Origin of the sequence: Pedobacter yonginensis, assembly GCF_003173595.1 — a bacterium.
Classification (GTDB): domain Bacteria; phylum Bacteroidota; class Bacteroidia; order Sphingobacteriales; family Sphingobacteriaceae; genus Pedobacter; species Pedobacter yonginense.
On sequence record NZ_QGNZ01000005.1, the window covers coordinates 132,365 to 150,777 of the forward strand.

14 protein-coding genes are annotated in these 18,413 nt (G+C 37.2%); 12 read left to right on the top strand and 2 right to left on the bottom strand.

The genetic code is table 11. The features are described 5' to 3' along the window. Positions 1–9: 9 nt before the first annotated feature. From DHW03_RS18620 to DHW03_RS18645, 6 genes are all read left to right on the top strand, one after another. The gene (locus tag DHW03_RS18620; protein ID WP_165825466.1) at positions 10–795 is read left to right on the top strand and encodes a hypothetical protein; all 786 of its coding nucleotides are present in this window, start codon (positions 10–12) and stop codon (positions 793–795) included. Positions 796–1,250: 455 nt separating this feature from the next. Beyond that, positions 1,251–1,928 carry a (d)CMP kinase gene (cmk, locus tag DHW03_RS18625; RefSeq protein ID WP_109927392.1) on the top strand — a complete coding sequence of 226 codons (678 nt, stop codon included), beginning with the start codon at positions 1,251–1,253 and terminating at the stop codon, positions 1,926–1,928. 259 nt (positions 1,929–2,187) lie between these two features. Continuing rightward, complete coding sequence (locus tag DHW03_RS18630) at positions 2,188–3,699, top strand: TPM domain-containing protein (RefSeq protein ID WP_109927363.1); 1,512 nt, start codon at positions 2,188–2,190, stop codon at positions 3,697–3,699. 127 nt (positions 3,700–3,826) lie between these two features. Then, positions 3,827–4,546: an SH3 domain-containing protein gene (locus DHW03_RS18635; RefSeq protein ID WP_165825467.1), complete on the top strand. Its 720-nt coding sequence runs from the start codon at positions 3,827–3,829 to the stop codon at positions 4,544–4,546. A 1,061-nt stretch (positions 4,547–5,607) separates the two neighbouring features. Then, positions 5,608–7,542, top strand: coding sequence for a 30S ribosomal protein S1 (rpsA, locus tag DHW03_RS18640; protein ID WP_109927365.1), 1,935 nt, complete (start codon positions 5,608–5,610; stop codon positions 7,540–7,542). A gap of 334 nt (positions 7,543–7,876) precedes the next feature. Continuing rightward, entirely contained in the window at positions 7,877–9,553 is a 1,677-nt protein-coding gene (locus DHW03_RS18645) for a beta-N-acetylhexosaminidase (protein ID WP_109927366.1), read from the top strand. Here the strand turns inward: DHW03_RS18645 and DHW03_RS18650 are convergent. Beyond that, positions 9,543–10,466: an AraC family transcriptional regulator gene (locus DHW03_RS18650; RefSeq protein ID WP_109927367.1), complete on the bottom strand. Its 924-nt coding sequence runs from the start codon at positions 10,464–10,466 to the stop codon at positions 9,543–9,545. The genes DHW03_RS18645 and DHW03_RS18650 overlap by 11 nt on opposite strands. A gap of 347 nt (positions 10,467–10,813) precedes the next feature. Between DHW03_RS18650 and DHW03_RS18655 the strand changes: the two genes are divergently transcribed. The 3 genes from DHW03_RS18655 (at position 10,814) to DHW03_RS18665 (ending at position 13,050) form a co-directional block, all read left to right on the top strand. Continuing rightward, positions 10,814–12,319, top strand: a complete 1,506-nt coding sequence (locus DHW03_RS18655; protein ID WP_109927368.1) for an aldehyde dehydrogenase family protein — start codon at positions 10,814–10,816, stop codon at positions 12,317–12,319. Between the two features lie 60 nt (positions 12,320–12,379). Beyond that, the gene (locus DHW03_RS18660) at positions 12,380–12,754 is read left to right on the top strand and encodes a DUF779 domain-containing protein (RefSeq protein WP_109927369.1); all 375 of its coding nucleotides are present in this window, start codon (positions 12,380–12,382) and stop codon (positions 12,752–12,754) included. Positions 12,755–12,849: 95 nt separating this feature from the next. Next, positions 12,850–13,050, top strand: a complete 201-nt coding sequence (locus DHW03_RS18665) for a hypothetical protein (RefSeq protein WP_109927370.1) — start codon at positions 12,850–12,852, stop codon at positions 13,048–13,050. A gap of 7 nt (positions 13,051–13,057) precedes the next feature. On the opposite strand, the gene DHW03_RS18670 is transcribed toward DHW03_RS18665, so the two are convergent. After that, a complete protein-coding gene (locus DHW03_RS18670; protein WP_109927371.1) occupies positions 13,058–13,456 on the bottom strand; it encodes a thiol-disulfide oxidoreductase DCC family protein in 399 nt (132 codons plus the stop codon). 179 nt (positions 13,457–13,635) lie between these two features. Here DHW03_RS18670 and pyrR point away from each other — a divergent pair, with 179 nt between their 5' ends. The 3 genes from pyrR (at position 13,636) to DHW03_RS18685 (ending at position 18,411) form a co-directional block, all read left to right on the top strand. Further along, positions 13,636–14,181, top strand: a complete 546-nt coding sequence (gene pyrR, locus DHW03_RS18675) for a bifunctional pyr operon transcriptional regulator/uracil phosphoribosyltransferase PyrR (protein WP_109927372.1) — start codon at positions 13,636–13,638, stop codon at positions 14,179–14,181. Between the two features lie 6 nt (positions 14,182–14,187). Further along, complete coding sequence (locus DHW03_RS18680; protein WP_109932580.1) at positions 14,188–15,117, top strand: aspartate carbamoyltransferase catalytic subunit; 930 nt, start codon at positions 14,188–14,190, stop codon at positions 15,115–15,117. Between the two features lie 270 nt (positions 15,118–15,387). Next, entirely contained in the window at positions 15,388–18,411 is a 3,024-nt protein-coding gene (locus DHW03_RS18685) for a tetratricopeptide repeat protein (RefSeq protein ID WP_109927374.1), read from the top strand. Positions 18,412–18,413: the final 2 nt, after the last annotated feature.

Below are 18,413 nucleotides of genomic sequence, written 5' to 3' on the forward strand. Positions count from 1 at the left end.
AATCGTCCCATGACTTTAAAATCTTTCGGCCAAAAACTTAAACGTTTTTTAAAAGCATTCCTATTTACCATCCTCTGTATTGTTTATCTATTTCTAACAATTTGGACGTTTTGCTACTCCTTAAGCATATTCTATGTCTTTATAATTGTATTGGCAATTGGGATATTCATTTATTTCCGACGGAAAAAAAGGAGAGACTTATCAGCAATATTGGTAACTGGTTTACTTATCTTCCTTGTTGCAACGCCTTTTAACTTAACACAGTACAACCGTAATGCTGCTGGTTTTCAAGCTAGAGTAAATAGGGGTAAATCGCTTACTTTTAAAGAAAAATGTGGCATTTACGGAAACGTTTTAATGATTATTGTGCTTGATTATATTCCACTGCGCGAAGCCAGTATCATGAACTTTTACATGTTGTTTCCTAAGGAGAACAAAACAAGGGTTTTCTACAGTAACGCTTATTTACAAGCTAGAGATATTAAGCCCTTATTAAATCAAAAAGGTAAGAACGCTGTGGCCTGGAATAAATGGAACGAGCGTTTGAATGGCAATTTCCGATTTGCGGCGGCATTTGATCCTTGTACAATTGAAATTACAGATGAAGGGACTTATAAAAAAGCAGTCTTGATTACACCATTTACATATCGCAAGAATTACACCACCATAAATGCCGCACATGCCATGCATGGGTTGTTTGAGTTCCATATCAACGAAGGTTTATTTTGGTATCTACAACATATAGGATGGCTTCACCCCTATACCGCAGTATGGATAGCTAAGTTTGATAAATAAGGATTGTGAATATTTGCGTGAATCGTTGGGATGTGCTGTAGCAGCAAGCGTAGCAAAATTCCTCTATTTCTCCCGCAGATGACGCAGATTTTAGGGATTAACGGGGATTGAATTTCAAATCAGATATCTACGTAAATCATTTGGACGTGCAGCAGAAAATAATGCAGTTAAAATTTCTCTATTTTCCCCGCAGATGACGCAGATTTTGGGGATTGAGGGGATTGTGGGGATTGTGGGGATTGTGGGGATTGTGGGGATTGGGTTTCAAATCAAATATCCACGTAAATTGTTCGGATGTGAAAAAGATATTCACCTTGAGATTGTGATTTTTTTTATGCGCCGGCACATGATTCTGATTGCTTAGATGCTTAGTTTTTAACGAATGCATGGCAGCTGCACTAGAATTGTTCATTAATAATTCAACAAGTACATTGTCTTTTTTTACCTTTGCGGTAATGAAAAAAAACTTAGTTATAGCTATCGACGGCTATTCATCTTGTGGAAAGAGTACTTTAGCAAAAGCATTAGCTAAAAAATTAGGTTTCATATACATCGATAGTGGAGCGATGTATCGCGCGGTAACTTTATATTTTTTAAGGAACAATATCGATATTTCTAATGATGCTCTTGTTGTAGATGCGTTACAGCACATCGAACTCAACTTTCATTCAAGAGATTATCAATCACATATAACCTTAAATGGAGAAGAAGTTTCCGACGAAATTCGTCTGATGCCCGTGTCTGAAAACGTGAGCGAAGTTTCTGCACACAAAATTGTTCGCCACGAAATGGTAAAACAACAGCAGCGGATGGGCAAATCCAAGAACATCGTAATGGATGGCCGAGATATTGGCACAACCGTTTTTCCACAAGCTCCGGTTAAGTTTTTTATGACTGCAGACCCAAAAATAAGAGCCGAACGCAGGTTTAAAGAATTGGAAAGCAAAGGCAACAACGAAACTACACTTGAAGAAGTTTTCGAAAATTTAGCCCACCGCGATTATGCAGACACCACCAGAAAGGAAAGTCCTTTAGTTAGAGCTGATGATGCGGTTATTCTAGACAATACCGATTTAGACCAAGAGGAACAATTAGCTTTTGCTTTAGAGAAAGTTCAGCCTTTTTTAGGTTAATATTTCCACCTGTATAAATTAAATTTATACTTTTGCATCACCAAATTTTCGCAGCTATTTTGAATACTGTAAAGCATTAAAAGCTGATTAAATTGTCTTACAGAGCGAAAACGATGACATAATTTTTAAACCATTTTAATTAAGCGCTTTTTATCAATACCAAACCCAAGTTCGATTTAGTTTTAGAAAAGATATTGAAAGCGTAATACATTTCCTCCCTATTGTTAAAGTATGCAACGCATAAATTTAACTTAAGAAAATGTTTAACAAAATTTCCAGCAAAACCATTGCATTATTTTTTATTGCATTATTTTTTTCATGTGCAACATTTGCCCAAACGGCTTATACAATCGATCAAATTCCCGATCCAAAGAAGAACGGTGGTGGCTATGTAAGCAATCCCGATGGCATCTTAAATTCAGATGATGTTTCAAAACTAAATAGTACAATAGCCAGTTTCGAAAGCCAAACAAATGTTCAAATGGCTATTGTGATTGTTAAAGATTTCGACCACGACAAAGAAGATTTTGATTTTGCCTACGAGCTTTTTAATACTTGGGGAATAGGGCAAAAAGAAAGCAACAATGGCTTGCTCTTATTCATTTCAACTGACCGGAGAAAGTACAGATTTATAACAGGAACTGGCGCAGAAGGTGTTTTGCCAGATGTTACCCTTAAGCATACTGCAGAAGATTATTTAATTCCGGCCTTTAAGGAAAATGACTTTGGCACTGGAATCATAAACACCGTAAACGCACTTGGAGACATCATTTTAAAACCTGAAAACAAGTCGGAACTGAACCAATTTTTTACACAGCTACCTGTTGATGATGATAATTTAGGTAATGGCTGGCTACAATTTATTGTAATTCTCGTTGCATTTGTTGGGGTGTTCCAAATGGTAAATAGAAAGCTTGGAATTACTCCTTCACCCTCACCAGAGCAAGACAAAAAGCTTTCTTATTCTATTTTTAAGGTAATCAGAAACTTTTTTGTAGTGATTTTTATCCCGTTTATACTTATCGCAGCGGCAAATGCATTTGGTGTTATTGAGATTTTTGAGTTTAAAACTGCTCCAATATGCTTGTATGGATTACTTTCTTTTTCACTTTTCATTCACTATTTAACTTCTATTGATCACATTAGGGCAAAACACCACGACGACAAGAACTTTATGATGGAGCTAAAATCCTTTCAAAAAAAATATTATTGGATTATTTTCTTCTCGCCATTCATATTTTTATCATTTCTAGTAAGCTTAATCAAAAGGCTTAAGTCGGTTGATCGTTTCAAACCCATCTTGGATAGCAAAAAAATGGAAATGGTTCGCTTAGATCGAGATATAAATGTTGAAGGCGAGCCCTATTTAACAAAAGGACAACGTAAAGAAGAAGTAATAAAGACCTATGATTATGACATTTGGCTCAGCCAAGATCAAAAAGAACACGTAATTAAGGCATGGCCAGCAGAAGAGTACAGCAAATTCATCGTATGCCCATCTTGTGGTTTCAGAACTTACAAACTGAACGTGCTCGTAACAATTACAGAAGCAACTTACAGCCGCGAAGGTGAAGCCAAAAGAATAAATGAATGTAGTTTTTGCGATAAAAGTGAATTTTTAAAAATGGTTACTTTGCCCATGCTTGTAAAATCAACGCCCTCATCTAGTTCGTCATCGTATAGCAGCTCGTCGTCTTCATCCTCATCCTCCTCTAGCAGCAGTTGGGGCGGTGGAAGCAGTAGTGGCGGTGGAAGCGGAGGCAGTTGGTAAACGCTACACCAACAACTTATTGCTCGTTTTTAAAAGTATTTCCTAATTTTGGAATGTTTAGCACGGTGTTTGCGCATAGCGTCAATGCATCGGTTTATTAAAAATGCATGCAGCAAAACACCTCATTATGACTAGAATATTCTTCGTTTTTTTATCGCTCCTTACTTTTTCTTTCAATGTACATGCGCAAGATATGTATCGTGTAAAGGCCGATAAATTAAATGTTAGATCCACAAACGACCCAAAAAGCAAGATTATTGGATTTATCAAGCAAGATGAAAATGTGGTGGTGTTGGATTCCGCAGATGCCAAATATTTTAAAGTTAAGGTTAGCAATGGCGAAGGTTGGGTAAGTAAAGATTTCTTAGTAAAAATTGCCTCAGCAGCGAAGCCTACACCAGCAAAACCCACAGTTTCAGTAGAAGTTCCTCAAGTAACCAAAGATTATTCCAACGTGATTTTTTTCGGCGTTGTTGCTCTTCTGTTAGGCACAATACTATTCTTCATTTTTAAATATTCTAGTCAGAACAAATTCTTAATTGGCTTTTCTACCCTTGTGGTGCTTGTTGTTGCTTATTTCTGTTTTATTACTTTCATTAAGGCAAAAACCGTTAGCGGAACTTTTGCAACCGATACCGATGCACAGTATAAGTCCTTCGATTTTAACACCTCAGATTCGGTCATTGTAAAAGATGTTTACACAGATTCTACTTTTTCGGCGAAATATGTTATTGAGGGAGATATGATTAAGTTGTACGACCAGCAGAATATGATATTGTTACTGATTAGAGATGAAAACACGCTTGTTGGAGAGGGTTTTACAAGAGGCGTATTTACGAGAAAATAGTAGCAACTACACCCTTACAGGTAATTCAGCATCTCGTTTTGTGGCATAATGCTATGTGATTGGCTTGGCTCATCAAATATACCCCAATCCCATGTGAAAAGGTTTTGGAAATGAACGTGCAGTAATTCTCCTATTCATGCAGTCCCTCTGTACGCTAAAGCCGAGCTGAAAAAGTTCGGGCTACCGCTTCCATAGTGTTTAGGAACAAAGGTACGGTTGCAAAAACCTTAATCTCGTGCAATCCCGTGTTTGGTGGCTAAACAAACATTCCCCAATCCCATGTGAAAAGGTTTTGGAAATGAACGTGCAGTAATTCTTCTATTCATGCAGTCCCTCTGTACGCTAAAGCCGAGCTGAAAAAGCTCGGGCTACCGCTTCCATAGGGTTTAGAAACAAAGGTACGGTTGCAAAAGCCCCAATCTGAACAATTCCGTGTTGGGTAGCTCACCAACATGCATGAATCCCATATGAACAGGTTTTGGAAATGAACGTGCAGTAATTCTTCCATTCATGTAGTCTCTCTGTACGCTAAAGCCGAGCTGAAAAAAGCTCGGGCTACCGCTTCCATAGGGTTTAGGAACAAAGGTACGGTTGCAAAAGCCTTAATCTCGTGCAATCCCGTGTTTGGTGGCTAAACAAACATTCCCCAATCCCATGTGAAAAAGTTTTGGAAATGAACGTGCAGTAATTCTGCCATTCATGCAGTCCCTCTGTACGCTAAAGCCGAGCTGAAAAAGCTCGGGCTACCGCTTCCATAGGGTTTAGGAACAAAGGTACGGTTGCAAAAGCTGTAAATTATAAACCCGGTAGAGCGGAATAGCCCGCAGCGCAGCGAGGACTATAAGCGATAACGGGGCTGTAGTTGCCAAGCACCGCCGAACGCTCATTTTCAAATGATTAGATTAAATTTGGTTTTGTCTGTGGAATAAAACAAGCATATGTAGCAACAAAATGTTAATAACCTTAAAATCAGCAACATTTATTAAAAAAATCTTTTCTATTAATTAAAATATTTTTACCTTTGCAGTCCCTAAATAGGGAAAAAAGGAGATAATTAATTAATGGCTAAAAAACAAGTAGCAGAAAAAGAATTAGCAGCTAAAACAGCTGAACTTCAGGGAGAAGGCGGACGCCTAACTGAAAAAGAAACGATAGAATCAGAAGCTGATTCAGTTTCGATCGAATCGATCAAATCATCATTAGCAACACCAACCGAAGATTTCGATTGGGATGCAGATGAAAAAGTTTTCGGTAATTACAATGATGCAGACCGTAAAAAGTTTGAAGATATGTATGCTGGAACATTCAATCAAATCACTAAGGGTGAAATCATTAGCGGTATCGTTGTTTCAATTAACAACAAAGATGTAGTATTAAACGTTGGTTTTAAATCAGACGGTTTAGTTTCTACTTCAGAATTCCGTGATACACCAGATTTAAAAATCGGCGATTCAGTTGACGTTTTCGTTGAAGCACCAGAAGATGCTAACGGTCAATTAATCCTTTCTCGCAAAAGAGCAAAAACTCAAAGATCTTGGGAAGCTATTAACGAGGCGCTTGAAAATGATAGAATCATCAATGGTTTCGTTAAGAGCCGTACTAAAGGTGGTTTAATTGTTGACATTATGGGCGTTGAGGCTTTCTTACCTGGATCTCAAATTGATATTAAACCTATCCGCGATTACGATGTATATGTGGGTAAAACAATGGAATTCAAAGTTGTTAAAATTAACCATGAGTTTAAAAACGTAGTTGTTTCTCATAAAGTGTTAATTGAAGACGATCTAGAAAGCCAAAAAGTAGAAATCGTTTCTAAATTAGAAAAAGGACAAGTATTAGAAGGTACTGTTAAAAATATTACTGATTTCGGTGTGTTCATCGATTTAGGTGGTGTTGATGGTTTACTTCACATTACTGATATTTCTTGGGGCCGCATAGAGCATCCAAAAGAAGTATTATCATTAGATGAAAAAATCAACGTGGTTGTTTTAGATTTCGATGATGAGAAAAAACGTATCGCTTTAGGCTTAAAACAATTAACTCCTCACCCTTGGGAAAATTTAGATGCTAACTTAGCTGTTGGTTCTAAAGTAAAAGGAAAAATCGTAACTGTTGCAGATTACGGTGCTTTCTTAGAAATCATCCCAGGTGTTGAAGGTTTAATCCACGTTTCTGAAATGAGCTGGTCGCAAAACTTAAGAAATCCACAAGAATTCTTAAAAGTTGGTGATGAGATCGAAGCTGAAGTTTTAACTTTAGATAGAGACGAGCGCAAAATGAGCTTAGGTATTAAACAATTATCTAACGATCCTTGGCAAGAAGTTGCGGCTAAATTCCCAGTTGGAAGCAAGCATACAGCTACAGTTAAAAACATGACTAACTTCGGTGTGTTTGTTGAAATTGAAGAAGGTATCGATGGTTTAATCCACATCTCTGATTTATCTTGGTCTAAAAAAGTAAACCACCCTAACGAATTCACTAAAGTTGGTGATGTATTAGACGTTGTTGTTTTAGAACTTGATGTTGATAACCGTAAATTAAGCTTAGGTCACAAACAATTGGAAGAAAACCCTTGGGATACTTTCGAAACAATCTTCACTTTAGATTCGGTTCACCAAGGTACAGTTGTTAAAGTAACTGATAAAGGTGCTGTTATTGCTTTACCATACGGTGTAGAAGGTTTCGTACCAACTAAACACATGGTTAAAGAAGATGGTACTTCGGTTAAAGCTGAAGAAACTAACGACTTCAAAATTATCGAGTTTAACAAAGAAGCTAAACGCATCGTTGTTTCTCACGCTCGTATTTGGGAAGAAGTAAAAGCTGAAGCAGTAGCAGAAGAAAGAGCAACTAAGAAAAAAGAAGCTAAAGCATCTATTACAGCAGTTAAAAAAGTTAAAGATTCTGTAGAGAAATCTACTTTAGGAGACTTAGACGTATTGGCTCAATTGAAATCGCAATTAGAAGGCGAAGAAAGCAAAGCTAAAAAAGGCTAGTTCTTTTTAACTCAATATATTAAATCCCGATAGCGAAAGTTATCGGGATTTTTTTTTACCACGGAAAGAGTTCTGCATTTTTTGCCACGGCAACACGGAAGGCGCAGAAGGTTTGGTTATTAAATTTGTAAAAACAAAGCAAGTTCTTATCGGGCACATCTGCCCCACTCTACGTTCAATCTTTTTGGTTAAGGTAATGCAGGATCATTAATTTGTACAACCAAAAAGGATTTTCCTCCGATTGGGTTTATGTAACAAAGTAAGGTAGTTCTATCAAACCACTTCCTGCAAACCACTCATAATTATTACTTTTGAAGTCGTAAATTGAATCCCCATGAAAAACCTTTTTATTGTAATTCTACTATCTGCTTGTACCCTAAAGCTTTTTGGGCAAGGTATAGATCTTATTCCTCAACCTGTGCAGATGGAGCTTAAATCGAACGAATTACCGTTTAAAATAGATAGCAATACGGTAATTTATAGCAACGATTCACTTGCTTATTCATCCATAGAGTTTTTCAAAGGTTACCTAAGCAAAAACTACAATTTCGAGCTTAAAACAACTAGAATTGCCGATATAAATCGGACCAATGTAATAAACTTGATTGTTTCGGATAAAATTTCTAATCCTAAAGAATACCGCTTAAACGTTACAAATCAATCCATTACTATTGGCTCTGCTTCAGATACCGCTATCTTCCAAGGCATTCAAACACTTATTCAACTTTTACCCACCTCAAAATCGTTGCAACTGCAAATCCCGTCGGTTTCTATTACAGATTACCCCCGTTTCGACTACCGTGGGATGCATTTAGATGTTAGTCGCCATTTTTTTGATGTGGCTTTTGTGAAGCAGTACATTGATTATTTGGCCTTCCATAAAATGAATTATTTCCATTGGCATTTAACCGATGACCACGGCTGGAGAATTGAAATTAGAAAATACCTAAAACTCACAGAAATTGGCGCTTGGCGTAATGGCAGTATTATTGGTTTGTATCCGGGCAAGGGCAATGAAAACATCAAATATCAAGTATTGCCAACCGAAGTAAAAATAACGCCAAAAGATGCCGTAATTAAAACAGATGGTATTCGCTATGGCGGCTTTTATACCCAAGCGCAAATTAAGGATGTAATTGCCTATGCCGCAAAACGCTACATCACCATCATTCCAGAAATTGAGATGCCCGCACACAGCATGGCCTTACTCGCAGCCTATCCAGAATTGGGAACCGAACCCAGTAAAAAATACGAAGTTGCAGAAACTTGGGGCATGATGAATAAATACAATAATGTTTTGCAACCATCAGAAAAAACATTTCAATTTTTAGAAGATGTTTTGTCAGAGGTGATGGACTTATTCCCCTCACCTTATGTACACGTGGGTGGCGATGAAGGGTCGAAAATTTGGTGGAGAAAATCAGACGTTTCTCAGCAAATTATGAAAGCCAATGGATTAAAAGATGAAAGCGAACTGCAAAGCTATTTTATCCGCAGGATGGAAAAATTTGTAAATGCAAAAGGCAAAACCATCATTGGCTGGAACGAAATTTTACAAGGCGGGTTGGCTCCCAACGCAGTTGTAATGAGCTGGCAAGGTGAAAAAGGCGGAATTGAAGCCGCAAAACAACAACATAAGGCCATTATGACTCCAGAACTTAAAATGTATTTTAATCATGCCCAATTTGTAAAAGAAGATAGCCTAACGGCCAATAAACTATCGCCATTAGCTGATGTGTACAATTATGAACCTGTACCAGCTGAACTAAGTGAAGCGCAAGCGAAATACATTTGGGGTGGGCAGGGTTGCTTATGGACTGAATATATTACAAATCCTGCGAAAGTAGAATACATGCTTTTCCCTAGGTTAGATGCATTAAGCGAAATATTATGGAGTCCAAAAGATAAGCGCAATTATCCCGATTTTTTAAAGCGACTAAAAACTCAATTTAAACGCTACGATTTGATGGGCATAACCTACAGTGAACGGTATTTAACCCTTAATGAATAGTGTGAGAAACTTGATTCTGATAAGCTCCTGGTGTAATACCTACTATCTTTTTAAAAGCTCTAATAAAATAATTGGCATCACTAAATCCAAGTTCGTAACTTATAGAAGCAACTTTGGCTGTAGGCTGTGCGAGTAAGATTTTTGCCCTGTTAACTTTTTCAGAAAGTATAAAATCGTTAGGGCTAATGCCTAATTCTCTTTTAAAGAGACGATAAAAAGTAGCCTTGCTCATACAGGCTTTATCGCTAAGGTTATTGATGCTGATTTTTTCGTTTAAGTTGGCTTTGATGTAGCCGAGTACAAAGGCCAATGGATTTTGATTGAGGTTGTAGCCATCATCGCTAATGGTCTTCAAATTCTGAGTTTGCATAATTCTCACTAACAATTCTTTCAAAGTTAAATCAGCTAAAACATCCTTCTCTTTTGTTCGTTCTGAGCATATTCTAATAACCTTATTGATTAGGTAAGCAATTTCTTCATTGTTGTAAAAATGGTATTCATCATAATTTAAAAGCCACTTTTCGTTACTTCCCTCCTTTGGAAAAAATTCGTTTAAATAAGTAATTGTTTTCTTAATTTGTTCTTGATCGATAGCCAAAGCAATGCATTGAGTAGGATTCAGATTGGTGGCTTCGGGAAAATCGATTTGCATGGTAATGGCAGGAGGCACAATAACCGTTTGACCGGGAAAATAATCAAAGCCCTCTTTATCAAATAAATGCATTACCTTCTTACCCCTTAACATGCTGGTAATTACAAAATCGTTAAAGGTTAGCGGAACTTTATAAGATTCGGTATAAGTTTCGAAAACATTCAGTTCGCAACGCTCTAACGTGTATGACGTTCTATTTTCGACAAGCGTTTGCAAACTTTTAGAATTGCTTAGGTTCACCTGATCCAATGTATGTTGCATATCAAAAAGATTTGGTTAGAAATAGTACTTTACGTGAGTTCGGAATAACAATCATATCTTTTTAAAAAAGCTAAGACCCTGAAATAAATATAGGACAAGGTACTGTAACCATCTTTTAAAATTCGTCCGTTCATGCTCAATTTATTTCAGCATTTTAACGGGTATAGATTTGTTTTGGTCTTTCTCCCTAAGGGCTCAAAAACCGAACTCACATTACTTATTAATCAAATATAAAAGTATTTCAACAAGGTTACACAGCTTGAAACGATAATGCTACCAAATGCTACAATTATACTATCTATTCGTTACGCTTTGCCATTAGGTTTGTATCACCAAATCTATAAGTTATGAGCAATTTAATTTCAAAACCAGCATTTAAAACCCATTACGACAATTACATAGGAGGCAAATTTGTTGCTCCAGTAAAAGGCGCATACTTTGATAATATTTCGCCGATTGATGGTAAAGTCTTTACAAAGGCAGCACATTCCACCAAAGAAGACTTAGAACTTGCTGTTGATGCAGCGCATGAAGCATTTAAAACATGGAGTAAAACATCTTCAACCGAACGAAGCCTTATTTTAAATAAAATTGCGCAGCGGATGGAAGATAATTTAGAATATCTAGCCACTGTAGAAACCATTGATAACGGCAAAGCGGTAAGAGAAACACTGGCTGCCGATTTACCGCTGGGCATCGATCATTTCAGATATTTCGCAGGCGTTATTCGCGCCGAGGAGGGTTCATTGTCTGAACTAGATCAAAACACGGTTTCGCTAATTGTACACGAACCAATAGGTGTTGTTGCACAAATTATTCCTTGGAATTTCCCCTTGTTAATGGGCATCTGGAAATTGGCTCCGGCCTTAGCTGCTGGAAATTGTGTGGTTTTAAAGCCCGCTGAAAGCACACCAGTTTCCATTATGATTTTAATGGAACTCATTGGCGATCTACTTCCCCCAGGTGTAATTAACGTGGTGAATGGTTTCGGAGCAGAACTTGGCCGGGCACTGGTTACTAATCCAAAAATCTCTAAAGCTGCATTTACGGGTTCTACTCCAACAGGACGTTTAGTGATGCAATATGCAACTGAAAATATCATCCCAGTAACACTAGAACTTGGTGGCAAATCGCCAAACGTATTTTTCAGCTCGGTTATGGATCATGATGATGCCTTCTTGGATAAAGCCGTAGAAGGTGCCGTAATGTTTGCACTAAATCAAGGGGAAATTTGTACTTGCCCTTCCAGACTTTTAATTCAAGAAGATATCTACGATAAATTTATCGCAAAAGTGATTGAAAGAACAGAAGCCATAAAAATTGGAAGTCCGTTAGATAGAACCGTGATGATGGGTGCTCAGGCATCTAAAATTCAATACGAAAAAATTGCTGCATACATAAAATTAGGCAAAGAAGAAGGTGCCGAACTTTTAACAGGCGGGGATGTAAATAAACTAGAGGGAGAATTAGAAACTGGTTACTACATTAAACCAACCATTTTTAAAGGCCATAACAAAATGAGAATTTTCCAAGAGGAAATTTTTGGTCCGGTGCTAGCCGTTACCACTTTCAAAACCGTTGAAGAAGCAATAGAAATTGCTAATGATACTTTGTACGGCTTAGGTGCAGGTGTGTGGACCCGCGATGCACACGAACTTTACCAAGTACCTAGGGCCATTCAGGCTGGTCGGGTTTGGGTAAACCAGTATCATTCTTACCCAGCGGGTGCACCATTTGGTGGCTATAAACAGTCGGGCGTAGGCAGAGAGAATCACAAAATGATGTTAGGACACTATCGTCAAAGTAAGAACATGCTCATCTCTTACGACAAAAATAAATTAGGATTTTTTTAATTCAGAATGTTCGCATTCGTTTCCATTGATGAACGTTTAACTTAAAATCCAATTTCGATTATGATTAGCAGAATTGATAGCACCCAAGCCGCAAAGGAATTAATCGCAATCCTTAAGGAAAAACATGGCGAATTGATGTTCTACCAAGCTGGTGGATGTTGCGAAGGCACACAACCTCAATGTTTTGAAAAAGGTGGGTATTACCTCAGGATGCGTGATGTTTGTATTGGAATAGTTGAAGGCTGCGAATTTTGGGTCGATCGAGATTTATTTGAGTATTGGAAATTTTCACACTTTAATTTAGATGTTTTGGATGGCTTCGGCGTAGGCGGTTTCTCATTAGAAACCCCTTTACAAAAAACATTTAAAATACATTATACACTTTTTACGGCAGAGGAACTTGATGATCTTGAGCCGGTTAAAATTGCAGATTAGTTATTATTAGGTAGAGGTAAGTAAGCTGGAAATTCCGGCTGGCTTTTTTTTATGGTTTTCCTTAAAATAATTCAATCTTTGTACAAATATAAAACATGCGTAAAATTTTTGCCATTCTCTTCACTGTAATCACCGTTTTCGCAATTAAAGAAACTGTTTACATTTTTACTTCAACAGATGCTGATATTGCAAACCAAAGAAGTCAGTTGGAATTAACAGCGTTGAGCATTACCGTTCCTTTAGTTATTTTAACGCTTTGGCTTTGGATTTCGAGCAGAAAGATTAAGCAACACTAATTTAATTTTACGAAAGAAACCTGAGTTTTAAATCTGGAGTGGGCACCCAACATTGCTCCTGTTTGCCCCACCATCTGTATCTATTCTTGGCAATTAAATCATACACCCAATCGCGTATAAACCGAGGTACAAGCATAAATCCAAATAACATGGGGCAAAGCCCATCTAACTTTCTAGCTACGCGCAAGGCTGCCGAAGATTTGGTATAAAGCACACCGTCTTCCAGAAGCATAGTTGAGTTTAATTTTGAAGGATCAACATTAAATTTGGACAATAACTCCTGTGCATAAACACTCTGTAGCGCTGTAAATTTAAACAAGCTATCCTTATCATGCTTTATTACAAATTGAACAGAAGCATTGCAAAGGTTACACACACCATCAAAAAAGATTATTGGTTGAGCCATGGTTAAAGTTAAATATTTAAGGTTCAATAAAAATCAGATTTTTGTAGTATTAATCTTCTGCAATTAATTTATCGCTTATAATCTTGTAATAGAACGCTTTAAGCATCAAAACATAAAACAATCGGCCTGCAACTTTCCAACCTTAAAACATTTTTATATATTTGCCCAATCCTTCTTCAATGCAAAAGAAAACACTTCTTGACGGACAAAAAATTCAGATCACAATTAAGAGGCTCTGCCATCAGTTAATTGAAAACCACGACGATTTCGCGAATACCGTTTTAATTGGCATCCAGCCGAGAGGTATTTTTTTAGCCGATCGCATTCAACAAGAACTTCAAGCCATTTTAAAGAAAAAGAAAATTTTAAAGGGAAACCTTGATATCACATTCTTTAGAGATGATTTTCGTAGAAAAGATGGTTTAGTAACCGCCAGCAGCAACTCTATCGATTTTATTATTGAAGGCAAAAAAGTGATTTTAATTGATGATGTACTGTGGACCGGCAGAACCATAAGAGCAGCATTAGATGCACTTTTGGCCTATGGAAGACCAGAGAAAGTTGAACTTTTAGTTTTAATTGACAGAAGATTTAGCAGACACCTCCCTATTGAACCCGATTATATTGGTCATCAAGTAGATAGCCTAAATTCTCAACAAGTAAAGGTAACCTGGGCAACTGAAGGCGCAGAAGACAAAGTGATTTTATTATCTGAAAAACAATAAATAAAAATGGCAGCAGACAAACTATCAACCCGACATCTTCTAGGCATTAAAGATATTAACCGGAATGATATCGAATTGATTTTCGAAACTGCAGATAATTTTAAAGAGGTGATTAACAGGCCAATTAAAAAAGTGCCTTCTCTCCGTGATATTACTATTGCCAATATCTTTTTCGAAAATTCTACCCGTACCAAACTTTCTTTCGAACTGGCAGAAAAAAGACTGTCGGCAGATGTTGTGAATTTTGCGGCATCATCCTCATCTGTAAGTAAAGGCGAAACGCTGATCGATACCGTGAATAACATCCTATCTATGAAAGTGGATATGGTGGTTATGCGGCATCCATATGCAGGTGCAGGTCAGTTTTTAAGCAAACATGTTAAGGCTCAAATTGTAAATGCTGGCGACGGTGCACACGAACACCCTACACAGGCCTTGCTTGATGCTTTTTCTATTCGTCAAAAGCTTGGCGATGTAGCAGGCAAAAAAGTAGTTATCGTTGGTGACATTTTGCACTCCAGAGTTGCAATTTCAAACATCCTTTGCCTGCAACGTTTAGGGGCAGAAGTGATGGTTTGCGGCCCTACCACCCTAATTCCAAAGCACATCCATCAGTTGGGTGTAAAGGTAGAACATAACCTAATTAAAGCCCTAAATTGGTGCGATGTAGCCAATATGCTGCGCATTCAGCTGGAGCGCCAAGACATCAAATATTTCCCATCATTAAGAGAATATGCCATGATGTATGGCTTGAACAAACAGATTCTTGACAATTTAGATAAGGAAATTATTGTAATGCACCCAGGGCCAATTAACAGAGGCGTGGAGATTACCAGCGATGTTGCAGACAGCAAGCAATCTATCATTTTAGAGCAAGTTGAAAACGGTGTAGCAGTAAGGATGGCGGTACTCTATTTATTGGCAAGCCAAGGCTAATTATTCTTATATAAGAAGTTAAAGGCAAGGCAGACGTATGGGTGTCGAATTATTCTAAATACCCAACCCACAATGCAAAATCTCGAGTCCATTTTTTGACCAGAATCTAATCCGGTGAATTCATAATCTGGCTAATTTTCCACAATCGGCCGAAACCCGATACCAAAGCAAACATACCTTCGTTTATTTGTGTTATTAACAGTTGTTAATTACTTCTGTTGATAAGCTTTGATACTATTTATAATTTAGTACCAACCATATTTGAAACCAATGCAGAAAAAATACTTACTAATTCCGTTATTTTTAGCGGGAGGTTTAAGTACATACGCTCAAGTTAGCGCCGTACAAAATCTCAATAAAAACTACCAAACAGGTTTAGAACTATTAGATAAGGAGAAATACACCGCGGCCTCGCAACAGTTTAAACTGGTTGAGCAGCAACGGTTTAAGCCATCTACGCAAACCGAGAGCAATGCCGAATTATCTTTGCTTAAAGAGAATGCAAAGTTCTATGCAGCAGTTTGCGCTTTAGAACTCACCAATAGCGATGCTGAGAGTTTATTTCAGGCGTTTATTCGCGATTACCCCTTAAATCCGAACACAAAACTTGCCTATTTTTATGTGGGTAGAACCTATTTCAACCAAAAAAACTATACAAAGGCATTAGAATGGTTCGAAAAAACTGATCCCTCTACCCTATCTGCAAAACAACGTAACGAATATCAATTTAAACAAGGCTATTCCTATTTCGAGCTGAAAGATTATGAAAAAGCAGAACCTTTATTTGAGCAGGTAAAAAAAGATGAAGGCGATTTTCAGGAAAGTGCAACCTATTATTTTGCCTACATCAATTACCTAAATAAAGAATACAAAACGGCGCTTGCAAATTTCGAAAAGTTAAAGGGTTCTCCAACTTACGAGGCAAGCTATCCCTATTATATAACCTCTATGTACTATTTGGATGAGCGTTATGATGATGTGATTAGCTATGCCATTCCGGCAATGCAAAAAACCAAACAACAATTCGAACCAGAAATGTTGAGCTTGGTAGCTGCCTCTTATTTCGCAAAATCAGAATTTAAAAACGCAGAGAAATATTTTGCCGAATTTTATGCAAAAGATAAAAGCGAAACCAAAAACAACCTCTTTATTTATCAGTATGGATACTCCTTATTTCAAAATAAAAAGTACAAGGAATCTGTTTCAGTTTTAGAAAAGCTGAACTCGGATGATGTTTATCTGCAAAATGGTATGCACACCTTAGGAAAGGCATTTATTCAATTGGGCGATAAACCTAAAGCACAGAGTGCATTTTTTAGAGCGTCTAGGTTAACATTCGATAAAGCCATTCAAGAAGAAGCCTGGTTAAATTATGCCAAATTGAGTTACGAGCTAGAATTTCATCAACAAGCTTTAGATGCAACTCAAGGTTTCTTAAAACAGTTCCCGAACTCCAAGAAAACCAATGAAGCCAAAACCTTGTTGGGTGAAGTGTTATTAACCACCAAAAACTATCAAGCTGCAGTTGATATTTTAGAACCTATTCCAAATAAAACACTTGAAGCTAGAGAAGCCTATCAGAAAGTTACTTATTTCCGTGGATTAGAATTCTATAATGAAAGGGCCTTTCCAAATGCGCTATCAATGTTTTTACGTTCAGAAAAGTTTCCAGAGGACAATGAAATCAATGCTTTAAGCACCTATTGGAAAGCAGAATCGATGTACGAACTTCGCAAATTTGGTGAGGCCGTTAAAACGTTTGAACTTTTCCTAAAAATGCCTGATGCTGATAAAACAGGCGTGTATAATTTTGCGAATTACGCATTGGCCTACGCCGCATTTGAAGATGAAAAATACAGCAAAGCCGCAAATTACTTTGAGAAATTTTTAGCCGGAAGCGATAAAGATCAAAAAACAATTGATGATGCAACCATCCGCCTGGCCGACTCATACTTCGTAGATAAGAATTATGGCAACGCAATGTCGAACTATAACAAAATCATCAGTCGCAAAACCAGTGCAGAAGACTATGCATTGTTTCAAAAAGGAATGATTCAAGGTTTGGAAACTCAATATGATACCAAAATTGCGACCATGCAAAGCTTATTGAAAACTTTTCCAAATTCAAATTATGCAGATGATGCTGGTTTTGAAACGGCTTATACCTATTTTAACAAAGGCGATTTTGATAAATCAAAATCTGATTTAGTAGAACTCGTGGCTAAATATCCAAGAAGCAGCTACGTACCCAAAGCACTGGTAACCATTGGATTGGTTCAGTATAATCAGGATCAAGATGATGCAGCTTTAGAATCTTTCAAAAAAGTGATTCGCGATTATCCTAGCGCAGATGAGGCTAAGCAGGCTTTAGAATCCATCAAAAACATTTATGTTGACAAAGGGGATGCGAATGGGTTTATTGCTTATGCAGGAACTACACCACTAGGCAATTATTCAAATGCAGAGCAAGATAATATCATTTTCAGCGCTGCAAACAATCTTTATTTAAAAGGAGATGCCAACGGTGCATTGCAAGCCGTTAATGCTTATTTCGATAAATTTCCGAAGGCAATACACGAAAAAGAAGCCAAGTTTATCAGGGCAGAATCTTTAGTTAAACTTAAACGCCCAGATGAAGCAGTTGCAGATTACGAATTTATTTTAAATGATTGGACAAGTGATTATACTGAACGTTCTTTATTAAGTATTTCACAAGTATTCTTAGATCAGAAAAAATACAATGAAGCAATCGTCTATCTGAAAAGATTAGAAACCACAACAGATTACAAGGCACATTACAGCTACGCAATTAACAGTTTGCTAAAGGCATATACCGCACTTAATATGCCAGATGATATGTTAAAATATGCAAAATTAACCAAGGAATCTGAAAAAGCTTCTGAAGAAGAAAAGAACAGTTCTGGTTTATATTCAGGCAAAGCATATTTGTTAAAAGGCGATACAACCACAGCTGTAAAAGAATTTAAAAACGTTGTTGCAAGTACCAAAACCATTGCTGCAGCAGAGGCGAAATACAATCTCGCTCAGTTAGAATATACCAAAGGCGATTATAAAACTTCATCAAAATCATGCTTCGACATTATTAACAACATGGCTTCTTATGATTATTGGGTAGCTAAAGCGTTCATCTTACTATCGGATAACTATGTTGCACTTAAAGATAATTTGCAAGCAAAAAGTACACTTCTAAGTATTATCGATAATTACGATGGTAAGGATGACATTATCCCTACTGCGAAACAAAAATTAGAAAAACTAAACCAGAAGAAGTAGAA